Source organism: Paraburkholderia sp. BL10I2N1 (assembly GCF_004361815.1).
Taxonomy (GTDB): Bacteria; Pseudomonadota; Gammaproteobacteria; order Burkholderiales; family Burkholderiaceae; genus Paraburkholderia.
This window is the reverse complement of record NZ_SNWA01000002.1, coordinates 2179748-2194273: the sequence shown is the minus strand read 5'-3', so window position 1 is coordinate 2194273 and position 14526 is coordinate 2179748. Positions and strand designations below refer to the sequence as shown.

16 protein-coding genes are annotated in these 14526 nt (G+C 64.6%); 11 read left to right on the top strand and 5 right to left on the bottom strand.

Annotation, left to right across the window (positions count from 1 at the left end; all coding sequences use genetic code 11):
- The first annotated feature begins 223 nt into the window (after positions 1 to 223).
- The 4 genes from B0G77_RS31970 to B0G77_RS31955 all read left to right on the top strand — a co-directional run bounded on the left by B0G77_RS31970 (position 224) and on the right by B0G77_RS31955 (position 3244).
- Complete coding sequence (locus B0G77_RS31970; protein WP_133665872.1) at positions 224 to 925, top strand: phosphatase PAP2 family protein; 702 nt, start codon at positions 224 to 226, stop codon at positions 923 to 925.
- 112 nt (positions 926 to 1037) lie between these two features.
- A complete protein-coding gene (gene modA, locus B0G77_RS31965) occupies positions 1038 to 1823 on the top strand; it encodes a molybdate ABC transporter substrate-binding protein (RefSeq protein ID WP_133665871.1) in 786 nt (261 codons plus the stop codon).
- A 43-nt stretch (positions 1824 to 1866) separates the two neighbouring features.
- Positions 1867 to 2541, top strand: coding sequence for a molybdate ABC transporter permease subunit (modB, locus tag B0G77_RS31960; protein ID WP_133665870.1), 675 nt, complete (start codon positions 1867 to 1869; stop codon positions 2539 to 2541).
- Position 2542: 1 nt separating this feature from the next.
- A complete protein-coding gene (locus tag B0G77_RS31955) occupies positions 2543 to 3244 on the top strand; it encodes an ATP-binding cassette domain-containing protein (RefSeq protein WP_133665869.1) in 702 nt (233 codons plus the stop codon).
- A 73-nt stretch (positions 3245 to 3317) separates the two neighbouring features.
- Here the strand turns inward: B0G77_RS31955 and B0G77_RS31950 are convergent, their stop codons facing one another.
- Both B0G77_RS31950 and B0G77_RS31945 read right to left on the bottom strand, forming a co-directional pair.
- The gene (locus B0G77_RS31950; RefSeq protein ID WP_133665868.1) at positions 3318 to 4157 is read right to left on the bottom strand and encodes a TOBE domain-containing protein; all 840 of its coding nucleotides are present in this window, start codon (positions 4155 to 4157) and stop codon (positions 3318 to 3320) included.
- 57 nt (positions 4158 to 4214) lie between these two features.
- Positions 4215 to 5801 (bottom strand): CHAD domain-containing protein, encoded by a 1587-nt coding sequence (locus tag B0G77_RS31945; protein ID WP_133665867.1) that lies wholly within the window; start codon positions 5799 to 5801, stop codon positions 4215 to 4217.
- Between the two features lie 365 nt (positions 5802 to 6166).
- On the opposite strand from B0G77_RS31945, the gene B0G77_RS31940 reads away from it, so the two are divergent.
- Entirely contained in the window at positions 6167 to 7645 is a 1479-nt protein-coding gene (locus B0G77_RS31940; RefSeq protein WP_133665866.1) for an alkaline phosphatase family protein, read from the top strand.
- A gap of 109 nt (positions 7646 to 7754) precedes the next feature.
- Entirely contained in the window at positions 7755 to 8396 is a 642-nt protein-coding gene (locus tag B0G77_RS31935; protein ID WP_133665865.1) for a transglycosylase SLT domain-containing protein, read from the top strand.
- Positions 8397 to 8584: 188 nt separating this feature from the next.
- Here the strand turns inward: B0G77_RS31935 and B0G77_RS31930 are convergent, their stop codons facing one another.
- Positions 8585 to 8968 carry a tautomerase family protein gene (locus B0G77_RS31930; RefSeq protein WP_133665864.1) on the bottom strand — a complete coding sequence of 128 codons (384 nt, stop codon included), beginning with the start codon at positions 8966 to 8968 and terminating at the stop codon, positions 8585 to 8587.
- A gap of 97 nt (positions 8969 to 9065) precedes the next feature.
- Between B0G77_RS31930 and B0G77_RS31925 the strand changes: the two genes are divergently transcribed.
- Positions 9066 to 9917 carry a LysR substrate-binding domain-containing protein gene (locus B0G77_RS31925; protein WP_133665863.1) on the top strand — a complete coding sequence of 284 codons (852 nt, stop codon included), beginning with the start codon at positions 9066 to 9068 and terminating at the stop codon, positions 9915 to 9917.
- Positions 9918 to 9964: 47 nt separating this feature from the next.
- Here B0G77_RS31925 and B0G77_RS31920 read toward each other — a convergent pair whose 3' ends face one another.
- Entirely contained in the window at positions 9965 to 10399 is a 435-nt protein-coding gene (locus tag B0G77_RS31920; protein ID WP_133665862.1) for a hypothetical protein, read from the bottom strand.
- 231 nt (positions 10400 to 10630) lie between these two features.
- Here B0G77_RS31920 and B0G77_RS31915 point away from each other — a divergent pair, with 231 nt between their 5' ends.
- The 4 genes from B0G77_RS31915 (at position 10631) to B0G77_RS31900 (ending at position 13736) form a co-directional block, all read left to right on the top strand.
- Positions 10631 to 11602 (top strand): helix-turn-helix domain-containing protein, encoded by a 972-nt coding sequence (locus B0G77_RS31915; RefSeq protein WP_133666960.1) that lies wholly within the window; start codon positions 10631 to 10633, stop codon positions 11600 to 11602.
- 128 nt (positions 11603 to 11730) lie between these two features.
- Complete coding sequence (locus tag B0G77_RS31910; RefSeq protein ID WP_133665861.1) at positions 11731 to 12432, top strand: fumarylacetoacetate hydrolase family protein; 702 nt, start codon at positions 11731 to 11733, stop codon at positions 12430 to 12432.
- 168 nt (positions 12433 to 12600) lie between these two features.
- Positions 12601 to 13038, top strand: coding sequence for an MbcA/ParS/Xre antitoxin family protein (locus tag B0G77_RS31905; RefSeq protein ID WP_133665860.1), 438 nt, complete (start codon positions 12601 to 12603; stop codon positions 13036 to 13038).
- On the top strand, positions 13035 to 13736 hold the full coding sequence (locus B0G77_RS31900) for an RES family NAD+ phosphorylase (protein ID WP_133665859.1): 702 nt from the start codon (positions 13035 to 13037) through the stop codon (positions 13734 to 13736). Before B0G77_RS31905 ends, B0G77_RS31900 begins: the two co-directional genes overlap by 4 nt.
- Positions 13737 to 13772: 36 nt before the next feature.
- Here B0G77_RS31900 and B0G77_RS31895 read toward each other — a convergent pair whose 3' ends face one another.
- Positions 13773 to 14510 carry a metallophosphoesterase gene (locus B0G77_RS31895; protein ID WP_133665858.1) on the bottom strand — a complete coding sequence of 246 codons (738 nt, stop codon included), beginning with the start codon at positions 14508 to 14510 and terminating at the stop codon, positions 13773 to 13775.
- Between the last annotated feature and the right edge of the window lie 16 nt (positions 14511 to 14526).

Here is a 14526-nt window from a genome sequence, read left to right as displayed (position 1 = left end):
GCGACGCTGGTCGCGCGGCGGAGGTAGGTCTACCCGCATAGGACAGCACGTCACGGCCCACTGTCCCTTCAGTCACTCTATACTGGTAAGTAAGCCGCGACGCGTGGCCTGGTCGTTGATTGCTTCTATCTGATAGTTGTGTCAGCCCTTCGGGCAGCGTGCGCGTTAATCCAACATCGTCTTCATTGCGGCTTGCCACCGGCTGTCGCGACGCGTTCTGTCCATGCCCGCTCTACCTTCTCACCTGTGGTATTCGATCACCAGCCTTGGCGGCGCCGGTCTGACGCTGCCGCTCGCGATCGCCATCGCGTTGTGGCTGGCGCTCGGCTATACGTGGCGCATGGCTGTACTCTGGCTCGCGACGCTTGGCGCGGCGATAGGTCTGGTTACCGTCACGAAGCTGGCATTTCTCGGCTGGGGCGTTGGGATACGGGAGCTGGATTTCACCGGCGTCAGCGGTCACGCAATGCTGTCGACGGCGGTCTACCCTGTCGCGCTGTTCCTGGTGCTGCTGTCTGCCCGGCCGTCAATCCGTCTCGGGGGGGTGCTGTTGGGTATAGCCGCCGGCATGGTGGTCGGGGTGTCGCGCGTCGTGCTCGTAGCCCATTCGCCGGCTGAAGCGATCACCGGGTGTATCATCGGCGCCCTGGCCGCGCTGGTGTTCGTGCGCGCCGCCTGGCATCTACAGCCGGGCCGGCTGTCGGCGTTGCCCGTCGCCGTGAGCCTGATGGCCCTGTCCATCGCGCTGCATGACGTGCGCGTGCCGACACAACGCTGGGTCACCCATATTGCGCTCAAGGTCTCGGGCCACGATCACCCGTTCGTCCGCGCACGCTGGAAGGCCGGCCACCATAGACCGGCCGCCGCGCCGCTCTCGCAGACCATCAACACACTCCAGCCCGCTCCCCACTCAAGCGACGTCTGATTGCGCGTATCTGTACGCGCCCGGGTGTTCACCCTGTCGAGCGTTATAACTGCGGCTATATTACGATAGCGGTTCCGCCACCTATGCCGGCCTCGCCGGACCTCAAAACCCCATGTCGCTCTCCTTCCGTCGTCCGCTGAAGCATGCGCTGCTCGCTGCCAGCGCCCTCTCCATTGCGATCTGTACGAATGCCCGCGCCGATGAACTCATCGTGTCGGCGGCGGCCAGCCTCACGAATGCGTTCAAGTCGGTCAGCGATGCCTTTGAGGCACAGCATCCCGGCACCAAGGTTCTGCTGAACTTCGGGGCATCCGACGTGCTGATGCAGCAGATCGTGAAGGGCGCGCCGGCGGATGTGTTCGCGTCGGCGGACCAGAAGGCGATGGACAAGGCTGCCGCCGAAAAGGTGATCGTGCCTTCGACCCGGCAGGATTTCGCGGCCAATTCGCTCGTGCTGATCGTGCCGGCCGACAGCCGCCTCGCACCGGCGTCGCTGCGTGACCTGACGGATGCGGGCGTGAAACGCATTGCCTTCGGCGACCCGGCTTCGGTGCCGGTCGGCCGCTATACGGAAGGTGCGCTCAGGGCAGCAGGCGTATGGGATGCGGTCAGCGCGAAGAGCGTGCTCGCGGCGAACGTCCGCCAGAGCCTCGATTACGTTTCGCGCGGCGAAGTGGACGCCGGCTTTGTATTTGGCACCGACGCTGCGGTCATGCCCGAGCGCGTCAAGGTCGCGCTGACCGTGCCGACGCAGACTCCCGTCACCTACCCGATTGCCCTGGTCGAAGGTAGCCACCACGCGGCGGACGCCCAGGCATTCGTTGCGTTCGTGGTGTCGCCGGCTGGCCAGGCGGTGCTGGCGAAATACGGTTTCAAGCCGGCCGGCGCCGCCCACTAGGCCGCGCCTCCCACCACCGCACCCGACAGGAAGTCCGACAACGATGCAACAGGCCTGGATTCCACTCCTGCTCTCGCTCAAGGTGGCCGGCTGGGCGACTGCGCTGAATCTGGTGTTCGGCGTTGCCGTCGGCTTCGGGCTGTCACGCTGGCGCTCGGGCGCGCGCGACGTCGTCGATTCGCTGCTGACGTTGCCGCTCGTGATGCCGCCCACCGTGCTCGGCTACTACCTGCTCGTGCTGCTGGGACGGCGTGGTGTAATCGGCGGTTGGCTCGACAGTCTGGGCATCCAGCTCGTGTTCACCTGGCAGGGCGCCGTGATTGCGTCGACGGTCGTGGCTTTCCCGCTGGTGCTGAAATCGGCTCGCGCCGCGTTCGAATCGGTCGACCCGCAACTCGAACGCGCTGCGCGCACACTTGGCGTCAGCGAGACGGCCATCTTCTTTCGCGTGACACTCCCGCTCGCCACGCGCGGCATCCTCGCGGGCACGCTGCTCGCGTTCGCGCGCGCGCTCGGCGAATTCGGCGCGACGCTGATGATCGCGGGCAACCTGCCAGGACGCACGCAGACGCTTTCAGTGGCCGTCTACGCGGCCGTGCAGGCCGGCGACGACAGCACCGCCAATTTCCTCGTGCTCGTCACGTCGGTGACCTGCGTGGTGATCCTGCTCGCCGCGGGACGGCTCGTGCCGCAACATTCGCTTCTAACGTCCCGCTGACATGCCGCTCACCGTCGACATCCGCAAGACCTTCGTCAGCGCCGAACGGCGTTTTACACTCGATGTCTCGTTCGCGACGACGAATCAGCGCGTCGTGCTGTTCGGTCCGTCAGGCGCAGGCAAGAGTCTGACGCTGCAGGCGATCGCGGGCCTCCAGCACCCCGACGAAGGCACGATCACACTCGACGGCGCCCCGCTCTTCGACAGCGCGCGCGGCGTCGACCTGAAGCCGCAGTCGCGCAGGTTCGCCTATCTGTTTCAGGACTACGCGCTGTTTCCGCATCTCAACGTCCGGCAGAACATCGCGTTCGGGCTGCATCCTGGGTGGCTCAATCCGCGGGCAAGGGTCCGGCATCCGGAAGTCGACTACTGGCTGAACGCACTTGATCTTCACGGCGTCGCGGGCAATCACCCTCCACAGTTGTCGGGCGGGCAGAAACAGCGCGTCGCGCTGGCTCGCGCGCTGGTCGCGCAACCTCAGTTGCTGCTGCTGGATGAACCGTTTTCCGCGCTCGACCACGCGCTGCGCCAGCGCATGCGCCGCGAGCTGTCGGATCTGCAGACGCGGCTCGATATTCCGATGCTGCTGATCACGCACGACCCCGACGACGTCGCCGCATTTGGCGACCAGGTCGTGCAGATCATCGACGGCCGGGTTCAGCCGGAAACGCCCTTCGCGGGCTACGTGCGCAGCTTGTCCTGAACACGAGCGCATCTGCGCGGCGCGAAGCGCGGCCAGCTGAGCCTCGTCGCATGCGACGACGCCCCGCGCTTTCTCAGTCGCTCACACCGAGAATCACGCTTGACGCCTTGAACGCCGCAATCGCCGGCGTGCCGTCGGCAAGACCGAGCGCATCGACGCTTTCGTTCGTGATCACTGCAGTCACGACGATGCCGCCGTCCAGTGCCAGCGACACTTCCGAATTCACCGCCCCGTGCTTGAGAGCCGCCACGGTGCCGCGCAACTGGTTGCGGGCAGACAGCCTGACCGACGCGCCGCCGTCATCGACCATCAACATGACCCACGACGCCTTCACGAGCGCAAACGCCGCCGCGCCGACGGCGAGACCGAGCGCCTCGGTACTTTCGTGCGTGAGCACGGCAACCACCGTCTGACCGCCTGGCAAAGCCAGCGAGACTTCGTCGTTGACGGCGCCGCGCGTGATCGCCGACACCGTGCCGTATAGCTGGTTGCGCGCGCTCGTCTTCATGCCGATTCTCCCGATCAGTTCCCAGTCGTTCGCGAAGCCTTCGATCGCGGCACCGGCCCGCTCGAGAAACCGGCGGTGCTCGCGCTCCACGGCGCGGAACGTGTCGATCAGACGCACGGCGCGCGCCGTGAGCGTGGTGCCGCCACCGCCCTTGCCGCCTGTTGCGCGCACCACGAGCGGCTCGCCCGCGAGGTTGTTCATCGTGTCGACGGCGTCCCATGCCGCCTTGTAGCTCATGCCGACCGCGCGCGCCGCCCCCGTGATCGACCCCGTCTCGCGGATGGCCGCAAGCAGCGCGATACGCGACGCGCCGCCGAGCGTCTGCTCGCCGGCCTGAAACCACACTGAACCGCCGAGTTCGAGCGGTTCGCCAACGGCATCGTCGGAAGGTTTTTTTCCGGTCATCGTGGTGGGATCAAGAGAGCAGGGAAAGAGGCCAAATGTTATATCGACGCCGCTCCGTCACTCGCCGCCGCCGATCTTCGGCTTCTTCAGCGTACGAAGCAGACGCTCGCCCTCTCTTGCCGTGTAGAGCCGCGTCGCAGCCGACCAGCCCTGGGTGAATCCCTGTTGATACGGGCTCAGGTCGAGTTGCTCGAGATAGCGCAGCGCGACGACCGCATCGTTGCCTTCGCCGAGGACGGTCTGGATCCGCGACACAGTCTTTGCGACCTCGGAGCGGGTCTTGTGCGACACAATGGGTGCGAAGAATTCCAGCGTGTAACGCAGGCGTTTGGCCTGGATGCGTTCACGATGACGCGTCGCGTCATCGAGCGTCGTCAGCCTGGGCGCACTCGCCACGCGCCGGTAGTACTTGCGCACGCGCTTTCTGGCGTAACCGCGCAGCGTGCGCGCCTTGACGCCGGCCGGAGTGTCCCGCGATGCCAGCGCAGACAGCCATTCCATCCACGCCAGCGAAAGCTGCGCGTAGCGACGCGAACGCAGCGCTTCCTGTGCGCGAGTGCGGGCTTCGAGTCGCTGCGCGGATGCCGCGTCGCACACAGTGCCCCAGCGCTCGGGATCAGTGTCGGCGGCGGCGAGCGCGGGCAACGTCGCATCGGTGAAGACGTCCCGGTCGCGCGCCTCGCCGAGCAGCCCGCCCAGCCAGGTGAGGTCAGGCGCAATGCGCGTGGACCAGGCCTCATCGACCCAATGCGGAAAAATCGTCAGCGCCGTTTTCAGGCGGCGTTGCGCAACCCTCATTTGATGGACGCTTTCAGGAACGGCTGCGTCGCGCACGCCAGCCTCGTTGCCAAACCAGTGCTGCGCAATGTTGTGCCCGATAGCCCTCAAGGCTTCATGCGGCGTGTCCACGTCGGCGAGATCGATCGGCGCTGCACGCACAGGTTCTTCAGCCCGCTCGGGCTCGCTGCGGCAAGCCCGCTCCGTTGCGCTCAGGAGGACCGGAAACGCAGGCAGCGTGCCGACCAGCTCTCTCGCCGCGGCGAAGAGTGCGTCCAGCAGGGGTTGGGCCGCCTCGCCGGGTTCCGGCCAGGGCGCACTCACCCGCAGTTCGTACAGACGGGTTGGCGTCGGTAGACCAGCGACGCAGTCGAGCACGATGTCGATCGGCACGTCATCCGAAGCGCGCCATTGCCAGCGCGTGCGGTCGAATTCGAGCCTTGCAACGGCTTCCAGATTGCCGGCGCGGGCCAGCGCATGTTTGAGCGGCCCGGGCGCGTCGTCCAGAGCCGCGTCGGTGAGTTCGGCCGTGGCAAGCGAAGTCTCGTACATCGTGTCGCGCATCGTCACACCCGGCGAATACGATTCAACCCGTGACGCGACGAACTGCCGTCCCTCGGGCGCATCTTCGATCGATATCTGCCAGCCCGCATTCGACATCGCCTGCCCGTTGTCGAAGCAGCACACTTCGAGGCGGTCCTCACCAGCGCGGGCGCGTGTGGTTTGCGGCAGGGCGTCGAGCGCCTGGATCAGCGCGGCACCCAGCCGGTCCGGTGTTTGAGCATCGCCTTCGCGCTCCCGTTGGCCGAGCCCCTCGTCCGCGACCGACACGGGAATATCCAGCACAACTTCGACAACACGGCCCATATGCGCTCCGATAAAAGCACGCGGTCAACCGGTGCAGCGCGCCCGCCGAATCGGCGGATGTACTTTTTCATGGTACACGGCCACACGTGACAAGCAACTTCTCTCGGGGGACAGATGGTCTGTTTGCCTCTTGCTGCCGGGTGTCCTATGTTCTGATGGCTTGCCAGCGAAACGCGTTCATCGACCACGGACGCACGGCGGCACACGATTGCGGGCTTCAATTTCCGGACCATGGAATCGTCCCTTTCTGTATGGCGGCGTCCATGGGTGTATGTGGCTATGCCGGCAATAGCAGCCGCCTTTTCAGAAGATCTACGCCGGGCGAGGCGTTTTGCACGTCCCGGCGCCCTACCGAGGAGTTCGCGATGGCGACGCTGTCCGACATCAAGCATGTCGTTGTTCTGATGCTGGAGAACCGTTCTTTCGACAACGTGTTCGGCCACCTGTACACCGATGGCCGCGACTTCAATGGCCTCGCGAGTGCACAAAACCCGGGCAATCCCGGACCGGACGGCACGCCGATTCCGCCATGGACCGACCCTGGCAGCGCCTCCGCCGCCACGCTGCCCACGCCTGATCCTGGCGAACTCTTCGTCGACATCACGCAGCAGCTGTTCGGCAATGGTCCCGCAAACGGTGTTCCGCCGATGAACGGCTTCACCGCGAATTACGTCCAGCACGGCGGCAATGCGCGCGACATCATGCATTGCTTCAGCCCAGAGGAACTGCCCGCGCTGACGCAACTCGCGAAGAGCTACGCGGTGTCCGATATGTGGTTCGCGTCTGCGCCATGCCAGACCTGGCCGAATCGCTTCTTCGTACACGCCGGTACGGCGAACGGCTACGAAAACAACGACAAGGCCGGCTTCCCGTTCCCGATGCAGACCATCTTCAACGAACTGGCGCCCACGCATGAATGGCGCATCTATTTCCACGATTTCTCCCAGGCGGCGTTGCTGCAGCGGCTATGGCCTTACTTCGCGAATTTCCGGCCATTCTGCGAGTTCCTCGCCGACGTGAATTCCACCGACATGCCTGCATACTCCTTTCTGGAACCTCAATATTTTCCGGGCCTCGAGATGCCAAGCGACTTGCATCCACCGCACAACGTGGCATATGGCGACGCGCTCGTCGCACTGGTCTACAACGCGGTGCGCAACTCGCCGAACTGGGCGTCGACGATGCTCATCATCACCTGTGACGAACACGGTGGCTGCTATGACCATGTTCCGCCGCCCGCCGCCGTGCCGCCCGAGACGCCCCGTCCGGGCCAGGTGTTCAACTTCGACCGCTACGGCGTGCGCGTGCCAGCGGTGATCATCTCGCCGTACACGAAGCCGGAAACGATCCTGCGCTCAACGGGCCCGCAACCGTTCGATCACACGTCGATCATTCGCACGGTGCGGGCGTGTTTCGGTCTGCAAGCGCCGTTGTCGGCCCGCGAAGCATCCGCGCCCGATCTGAGCGCGGCGCTCAACGATTCCCTGAATCTGGATCGTGCGCCGGCGCAACTGGACGTCACGGCCCCGCAGACCACCGGCGCGGAATTGCAGGCGGCGCAAAATGCCGTGCCGAACGGCTTGCAGACCCTGTTTCACGATATCGCGGCCCGATTGGCGCCACTCACTCAACCGGGCGTATCGGTGGAGCAGCATCTGCAAACGGTTGTGCAGCCGAATCCGCCCGGGCCACCAATGAGCGGTGATGCGGTTCAGGCGGGGACGTATGCGGCGCAAATCATGCGGTCGCTATCGGACGCATTTTCGGGCGGGCAGGCGCCGAAGGTGTCGCCAGCTCCGCTGGATTCGACATCGCGGGACGACGTGTATTTTGGGGGGAGTTAGGCGCGAATATTGGCGTGTGCGGGTGGCCTGTGTGGGCTGGGGGTGGGTTTCGTCTGATTAATCTACCCACCAGCTATAATCCGGGCTTCCCCCCGCGCGTCCACCGACCATGAGCCGCTTACTCTGCCTGATCGTGCTTTCGCTGGGCCTCGCGCAAAGCGCGATGGCCGAAACGAGCGACCAGATTTCCGCCTACCTGACGCAGAAGTTCGGCGTGGCAAAGGAAAAGGCTGAGCAGATCTCGGTGGCAGTCGCGTCGGCGGCGTCGAAATATTCCCTTCCGCCCGCGCTTTTGCTCGCCATCATTTCCATCGAATCCCGTTTCAGGGAAAAGGCCAAAGGCGCGCACGGCGCGACCGGGCTGATGCAGGTGGTCCCGAGTGCTCACAAGGGGCTCCTGAAAAACGTCAGCGATCTGACGGAGCCGGACACCAATATCGAAGTGGGATCGGCGATCCTGTACGGCTACGTGCGGTCTGCAGGCGGCGATGTGAACGCGGCGCTGAAAAACTACGGCGGCTCGAAGGCGTATGCGCAAAAGGTCAGCCTGCGCGCCAATGCCTTCGCGCATGTCGTCGAACAACCGGACAGCGACGCTTCATTGCAAATCGCACAACCCGGCTCCTGCAACGTCCAGTGGACTGACAGCGGCCCCGCGCCGGTCATCGGACCGAACACGTTTTCTATCGCCACCAGCAGTTGCACCGTCTCGCCGACGAAGACCAGCCTTCTCAACGGCTTACTGCCATAGCGCTGAACGCAGCTTTCGCCGCCGGCCTCGCGGCCTCGAAAGTCGCGCTGTGTGCAGGCGGCGGGGTGGTCGATATGCTCGCCTGAGCGGTTCTCGAACAGACGTCAGCGAAATACGGGCCGTGGTGTCGCAAGACCCAGGCCCGTTTCGTTGTGCGGTTTTCAGGCGGCGCACGTCACCGCATGATGTCAAAGCGCGTACTGCGCGATCCCGTTGCCGAACGACCAATTCTCTTTCAGCACCTCAACAAGATTGATGAACACATCCTCTCGACGCAAACCGGGGCTTTCGGCAAGGTTATCGGCCACCTGCCTGTAAAGCGCCTTCTTCTGCTCGACCGTGCGCGTGTTGTTGAACGTGATCTGGATGACCACCAGGTCGTCGCTGCGATGGACGCCGAGGTACTGCCGGTCGAATACGAAGTTAGCTTCGTCGTGCTCGTTGATGAGCATGAAAATGTCGTCCGCCGGCACGTTGCATGTGTCGATCAGTGCGCGCTGGATGCCTTGCGTCAGCGCCTTGCGGTATTCGGCCGGCTTGCCGGTACGGAGTGCGATTCGGGTGAGCGGCATAAAAAAGCTCCATCAGGAAAAGTTTATGTAGCGACAATAGACCCCATGGATAATAATGAATAGATATCAATGGATATATCATTCATTTTCAACTGAAATGAAGGTTCTCGACCTCGATGCTGTACGGGCGTTCGTGCTGGTGGCCGACCTGAGCAGCTTCACTCGCGCCGCCGACGCGCTCGATACCACCCAATCCGCCGTCAGCCTCAAGCTGAAACGGCTGGAAGTGCATCTCGGCAAACAGCTTCTTGAGCGCACGCCCCGGCTGGTGCGCCTGTCCAGCGAGGGTCAGGCATTCCTCAAGGCCGCACGCGATCTACTGAGCGCCCATGAGCGGGCGCTGGGCTCGCTGTCGGTCGGAAATCGGCGGCTGGCGTTGGGCCTGAGCGAGCATGTGGCTGGACCGAACCTGCCCGACCTGCTCGCGAGACTAAAGGCATACGATCCCGCGCTGGTACTCGAGTTGCATCTTGGCATGTCGGCGGCCTTGCTGGAGCAATTCGACGAGCGGCGGCTCGACGCCGTGATTATCCGCAACGAGCCAGAAGAAACCTCGCGCGGCGACGGAGAGGCGCTTTTCACCGAACCGATCGCGTGGCTGGCCACGCCTGACTGGCTGCCGCGCCCGAACGAACCGTTGCCGCTCGCGCTGCTCGCCCCGCCCTGCGCCGTTCGCGCGGCGGCGCTGCGGGCGCTGAATGAAGCCGGTATCGCGTGGAACGAAGCGTTTATCGGTGGCGGTGTGGCCGCCGTCGGCGCTGCAGCAGCGGCGGGAATTGCGGTTTCACCGCTGGCGCGGCGGGTGGCGCCGCGCGGATTGGTCGACGTCGGCGCAAGGCTTGGATTGCCTGCATTGCCCGCATCCCGTGTGACGCTGCATTCGCGAGTGCGCGACGCGCGCTCGCTGGAGACGTTGAAGCTGGTGGTGAACGGCCTGGAAAGCGCCTGAGCCGTCGGCGCGGATCGTCGAACCGGGACGCGCGGCGCTGGCCGGCGTCAGCGCAGGATCGGCGGCAAATCGCGGCCGGACGCGGAAGGTGTCGTCCTGCCGCTGGCGGAGCCCGATGTGTCGGCGACCTTTGTCGTCGCTTGCGGGCGGCTGCTTTTCGTTGGCAGGCCTTGAGCTTTCGGCTGACGTTGCTGTGCATCTTTCGACGGCACCATCACGACAGAAACCCGCGGTTTGGGCTTTTCTGGTGTCGGTTTCGATGAAACCTTGAGCGTTTTGTGCACCCCGCCTGCCTCGCACTGCGCCAACTGCCTCCGCGTTTGCGTGACCGCATGCTTCGGCGCCTTCACGGCCGGCTTGCGCTTCTTCACGTTCGAATGCTGGCTGGTTTCGGGCGGATTCCAGACTTCGACGTACTGGCCCGCCGCCATCGCCGCACTGGAAAACAAGCCGACGGCCACTGCTACCATGACTGCTCGCACACCCATCTCCTGATCTTCGATTGAATGTCGGGGGCGCGATTATACCCACGGGGGAAATTGAAACGGACAACTCATCAAGCTCGAATCTCGTCAGAATGGCGTCACACCCGCCAGCCACGGCCGCGGGCCTGCCCCGTCGAAAAAGCCCGCGCGCATGTACCATGGCGTCTGAACCGTCCCTCCCGACCAGCCATGCACCCGGCAGCCAGTGAACCGACCCGTACCTACGGGATGCCCGAACGCAGCGACCGCCTCGATTTCTACATCCGCGATCAGACGACGCGACCAGCGATCACCGAGCCGCACCGTCACGACTACTTCCAGATCCAGATCAACCTTGGCGGCGACACGGTGCAACGGATCGGCGGCGCGACGCGCCCTTTTCCGCGCGGCGCGGTCGCCCTTATCCTGCCGTACCGGTTGCATCTGATTCCGCATCCGCCGGAATCGCGCTTCATGGTCATCAACTTCTCGCAGCAGTTCCTGCGTGCCGACCTGGAAGACGATCCACTCGATCTCGAAGACGTATCCGTGCATCGCGCCGTCGAACTCGCACCGTTCCGCTTCCAGGAGTACCTCGATTTCGTGCTGACGGACGCGGATCTGGCCGAAGTGCGTCAACTGCTCGCGCGCATGCTCGAAGTCGACGGCGCGCGCGGTTTCGGCGCCACGGCGCTGCTGCGCGGCTATCTGCTGCAATTGATCGGTATCGTCTGCGCGCGACACGCTGAACCGCTGCTGCGCCTCGCCGACAACGAAAAGCAGCGCACCGGCCGGCGCGACGCGCTGGCCCGCGTGATGCGGCACATTCGCGCGCGGATCGCGAGCGACGACCTCTCGCTGACCAGCGCGGCCGCCGCCGCGTTCCTGTCGCCGAACTATCTCGCGCATCTGATCAAGAAGGAAACCGGCCGGACCTTCACGGAACTCGTCACCGACCGGCGAATGGCACTTGCGCAATCGCTGCTCGCGCACAGCACCAAACGGGTGGGCGAGATCGCCCAGGCGGTCGGATTCCGCGACGAAGCCTATTTTTCCCGCCGTTTCCGGCGAACCACGGGCATGTCGCCGAGCGACTACCGCAGCGCGCACCATACGACGGCCGATGCGCAGCCATCGACGGCGGCAAACCCGGCAAATGCGGCAAATCCGGCGAGGCGGGACCAGCCGGCGAAGCCAGCGCCACGTCGGGCGCGAGCGTAATCCAGTCCAGAAAATCCACACATCCTTCGCCGGTCGGCCGGCGATGGGCTGCTATCTTTGACTCATCGACGTGCCGGTTGCCGCCACGCATGCCAGCACGCTTCGTTCATCCCAATCGAGACCTGAAGATGACTACTTACGTCGTACCTCAACCCGAACAGCCTTCCGTCGAAGTCGCCGGCTCGTCGAGCCGCTTTCCCGTGCGCCGGGTCTTCTGCGTGGGCCGCAACTATGCCGACCACGCCCGCGAAATGGGCGCGGACCCAGACCGCGAACCGCCGTTCTTCTTCACCAAGCCCGCTGACGCGGTGGTCGCAGCACGCGGCGTGGTTCCCTATCCGCCGCTGACGTCGGACCTGCATCACGAAATCGAACTAGTCGTCGCAATCGGCAAGGGCGGGCAGTCGATTTCGCCTGACAAGGCGCTGGATTACGTCTGGGGTTACGGAGTCGGAGTCGACCTGACGCGCCGCGACCTGCAGGCCGTCGCCAAGAAACAGAGCCGTCCGTGGGACTGGGCCAAGGGCTTCGACGCGTCGGGTCCGGTTACGCCGCTGCTTCCGGTTGAGAAAACCGGCCATCCGGGCACGGGCCGGATCTGGTTGTCGGTCAATGGCGAAGTCCGTCAGCAAGGCGATCTCACCGAAATGATCTGGCCGGTGGCCGACGTCATCAGCTACGTCTCGCAATCGGTGGCGCTCAAGCCTGGCGACCTGATTTTCACGGGTACACCCGCTGGCGTCGGCGCTCTCCACCCGGGAGACAAGGTGACGGGCGGTGTGGACGGCGTGACGGAATTGGCGTTCGAAGTAGGCGCTGCACCGCGCTAAGCCGGGGCCGGCAACAGGAAGGCAGCAATCCGGGGCGCGGCCAGCACACTGCGTCCGGTTCGTGCCGGTGCAATACCGCCCCGCAGACCCGGACGTGATTCTGTTAATCCTTGCATAAATCCATAAATGGACTAATATTGACTTAAAGTTCAATTAAGGACTAAAGCCATGTCCAATGCCGCCCGCGTCCTTCCCAACGAGCGACCGCTACCACGACCCGCTGGAGAGCCGTCGCTGACCGAAATGTCGGCGGCCGGCCTGCGCGCATTCTTCAAGATCGCCCGCGACTGGGATCTGAGCGCCGACGAGCAGATCGTCCTGCTAGGGTCGCCCGGCCGCTCCACCTTCTTCAAATGGAAAGCCGAACCGCAGACCGCGCGGCTTGGCCGCGACACGCTCGAACGCCTGTCGCTGCTGCTGGGTATCTACAAGGCGCTGCAAATCCTGCTGCCGCAGCCGTCCGCAGCCGATACCTGGATCAAGCGCCCGAATAGCGCGCCGCCGTTCGGCGGCCGGCGCGCGCTCGACCGCATGCTGGCGGGCAATATCAGCGATCTCGTGGCCGTGCGCCAGTATCTCGACGCAATGCGAGGCGGCTGGGCGTGACTTCTCCGCACTGGCAGGCCCGCTGGCGCGCCGCGCCGCTCGACTGGTCGCCCGCGTATCGGGTGATTCCCACACGTTTTCCGGCTGTGAACCTGTTCGACCGCGTCGCATCGCCGGACGATTTCGAGGCGCTCTATGCGCTCGAAGCAATGACCAACGACCGGCTGCGCACCGAAGTCGGCGAACTGGATCTCGTGCCGCCCGAAGAGCGACGCTTCGGCCCCGGCTGGGGGCCCATCATGGCGGCGTTCACGCATCTGAATCCGCTCGGCAGCCGCTTTTCCGACGGCACGTATGGGGTGTTCTATTGCGCCCGGTCGCGCGCGACGGCGATTGCCGAAACGCGCTATCACACGGGCAACTTCCTCGCGGCCACGCACGAACCGCCGCTGCGGCAACAGATGCGTCTGTACACGGTGATCGCACGCGGGGAAGTGGCCGATCTACGCGACGACCCGTCGCTCGATCCTGCGGTGCTGTCGCCCGAAGACTACGTCGCCGGGCAGTCGCTCGGCCGCGCGGCGCGAACGGCGGGCGTAGCGGGCATCGTGTATCCGTCGGTACGAGATAAGGAAGGCGAGTGTCTCGCTGCGTTCAGGACGACGCTGCTGCGCGACTGCCATCATGCGGCGTATCTGGAATACAACTGGAACGGCAGCGCCGTCGACATTGTCTTCGAACTGAATCAGGTCGGCTGAACGCCGCCTTTCGCACAACCGACGGGACGGAACAGGTCAAGGCAGCGCCAGCGCAGCCGCGCCTTCGGCACGCGCGGCATCGACCGTCACCTGCCAGCGACGGGACCTGCGCGCTTCGACGACGGTCAGCTTGCCGCCCGGCCCGAACGCACCGGTGTCGATGAACACCTGCGAGCCGATCTGCTGCAATTCGCACATCGGCGTGTGACCGCAATAGGTGAGCGAAAGCCCACGCTGCCGCTCGGGGTCGCCATTGCCGATCGCAAGTTCGCGGCCCCACAACAGCTTCTGGCGAGCGTCGTCGGAAAAGACACCTGCATCGAGATCGGCATCGGAGCCGAAGAACTCCGCGTGCAGAACATTGAAGCGCTCAGTACCACTGCCGACCACCCGCGCGAGCGGCAACGTGCGCAATTTCTCCGCGTAGTGCCGCAACCGTTCGTCAGGGAGCGCTGCAGCCCACGAGCCGCCGATTCCATACCACCACTGCCGCCGCAAGCGGCCTTCGGCGACCGCAATCAGTGTGTCCTCGTGATTGCCGAGCACCGCATGGAACCATGGCCTGTCGAGCAGCGCGAGCGCCTCCTCGGACTGCGCGCCACGGTCGACCAGGTCGCCCACTGAGAACAGACGGTCACGCGCCGGATCGAATTCGACTTCGTGCAGCAGATAGCGCAACGCATCGACGCAGCCATGAAGATCGCCAACGATAAAGTCGCGACCCGCCCGGTTGGCCGAGTGATGGAAAACGTCGGTGACAAGTTTTGAGCCCATAGCACAATGATAGTGC

Bases quoted from the DNA above. Each gene is read 5' to 3' on its own strand.
- B0G77_RS31950 (WP_133665868.1), bottom strand. From the start codon at position 4,157: ATGACCGGAAAAAAACCTTCCGACGATGCCGTTGGCGAACCGCTCGAA.
- B0G77_RS31925 (WP_133665863.1), top strand. From the start codon at position 9,066: ATGAAGGTTCTCGACCTCGATGCTGTACGGGCGTTCGTGCTGGTGGCC.
- B0G77_RS31910 (WP_133665861.1), top strand. From the start codon at position 11,731: ATGACTACTTACGTCGTACCTCAACCCGAACAGCCTTCCGTCGAAGTC.
- modB (WP_133665870.1), top strand. From the start codon at position 1,867: ATGCAACAGGCCTGGATTCCACTCCTGCTCTCGCTCAAGGTGGCCGGC.
- B0G77_RS31930 (WP_133665864.1), bottom strand. From the start codon at position 8,968: ATGCCGCTCACCCGAATCGCACTCCGTACCGGCAAGCCGGCCGAATAC.
- B0G77_RS31895 (WP_133665858.1), bottom strand. From the start codon at position 14,510: ATGGGCTCAAAACTTGTCACCGACGTTTTCCATCACTCGGCCAACCGG.
- B0G77_RS31905 (WP_133665860.1), top strand. From the start codon at position 12,601: ATGTCCAATGCCGCCCGCGTCCTTCCCAACGAGCGACCGCTACCACGA.
- B0G77_RS31970 (WP_133665872.1), top strand. From the start codon at position 224: ATGCCCGCTCTACCTTCTCACCTGTGGTATTCGATCACCAGCCTTGGC.
- B0G77_RS31955 (WP_133665869.1), top strand. From the start codon at position 2,543: ATGCCGCTCACCGTCGACATCCGCAAGACCTTCGTCAGCGCCGAACGG.
- modA (WP_133665871.1), top strand. From the start codon at position 1,038: ATGTCGCTCTCCTTCCGTCGTCCGCTGAAGCATGCGCTGCTCGCTGCC.
- B0G77_RS31940 (WP_133665866.1), top strand. From the start codon at position 6,167: ATGGCGACGCTGTCCGACATCAAGCATGTCGTTGTTCTGATGCTGGAG.
- B0G77_RS31945 (WP_133665867.1), bottom strand. From the start codon at position 5,801: ATGGGCCGTGTTGTCGAAGTTGTGCTGGATATTCCCGTGTCGGTCGCG.
- B0G77_RS31935 (WP_133665865.1), top strand. From the start codon at position 7,755: ATGAGCCGCTTACTCTGCCTGATCGTGCTTTCGCTGGGCCTCGCGCAA.
- B0G77_RS31915 (WP_133666960.1), top strand. From the start codon at position 10,631: ATGCCCGAACGCAGCGACCGCCTCGATTTCTACATCCGCGATCAGACG.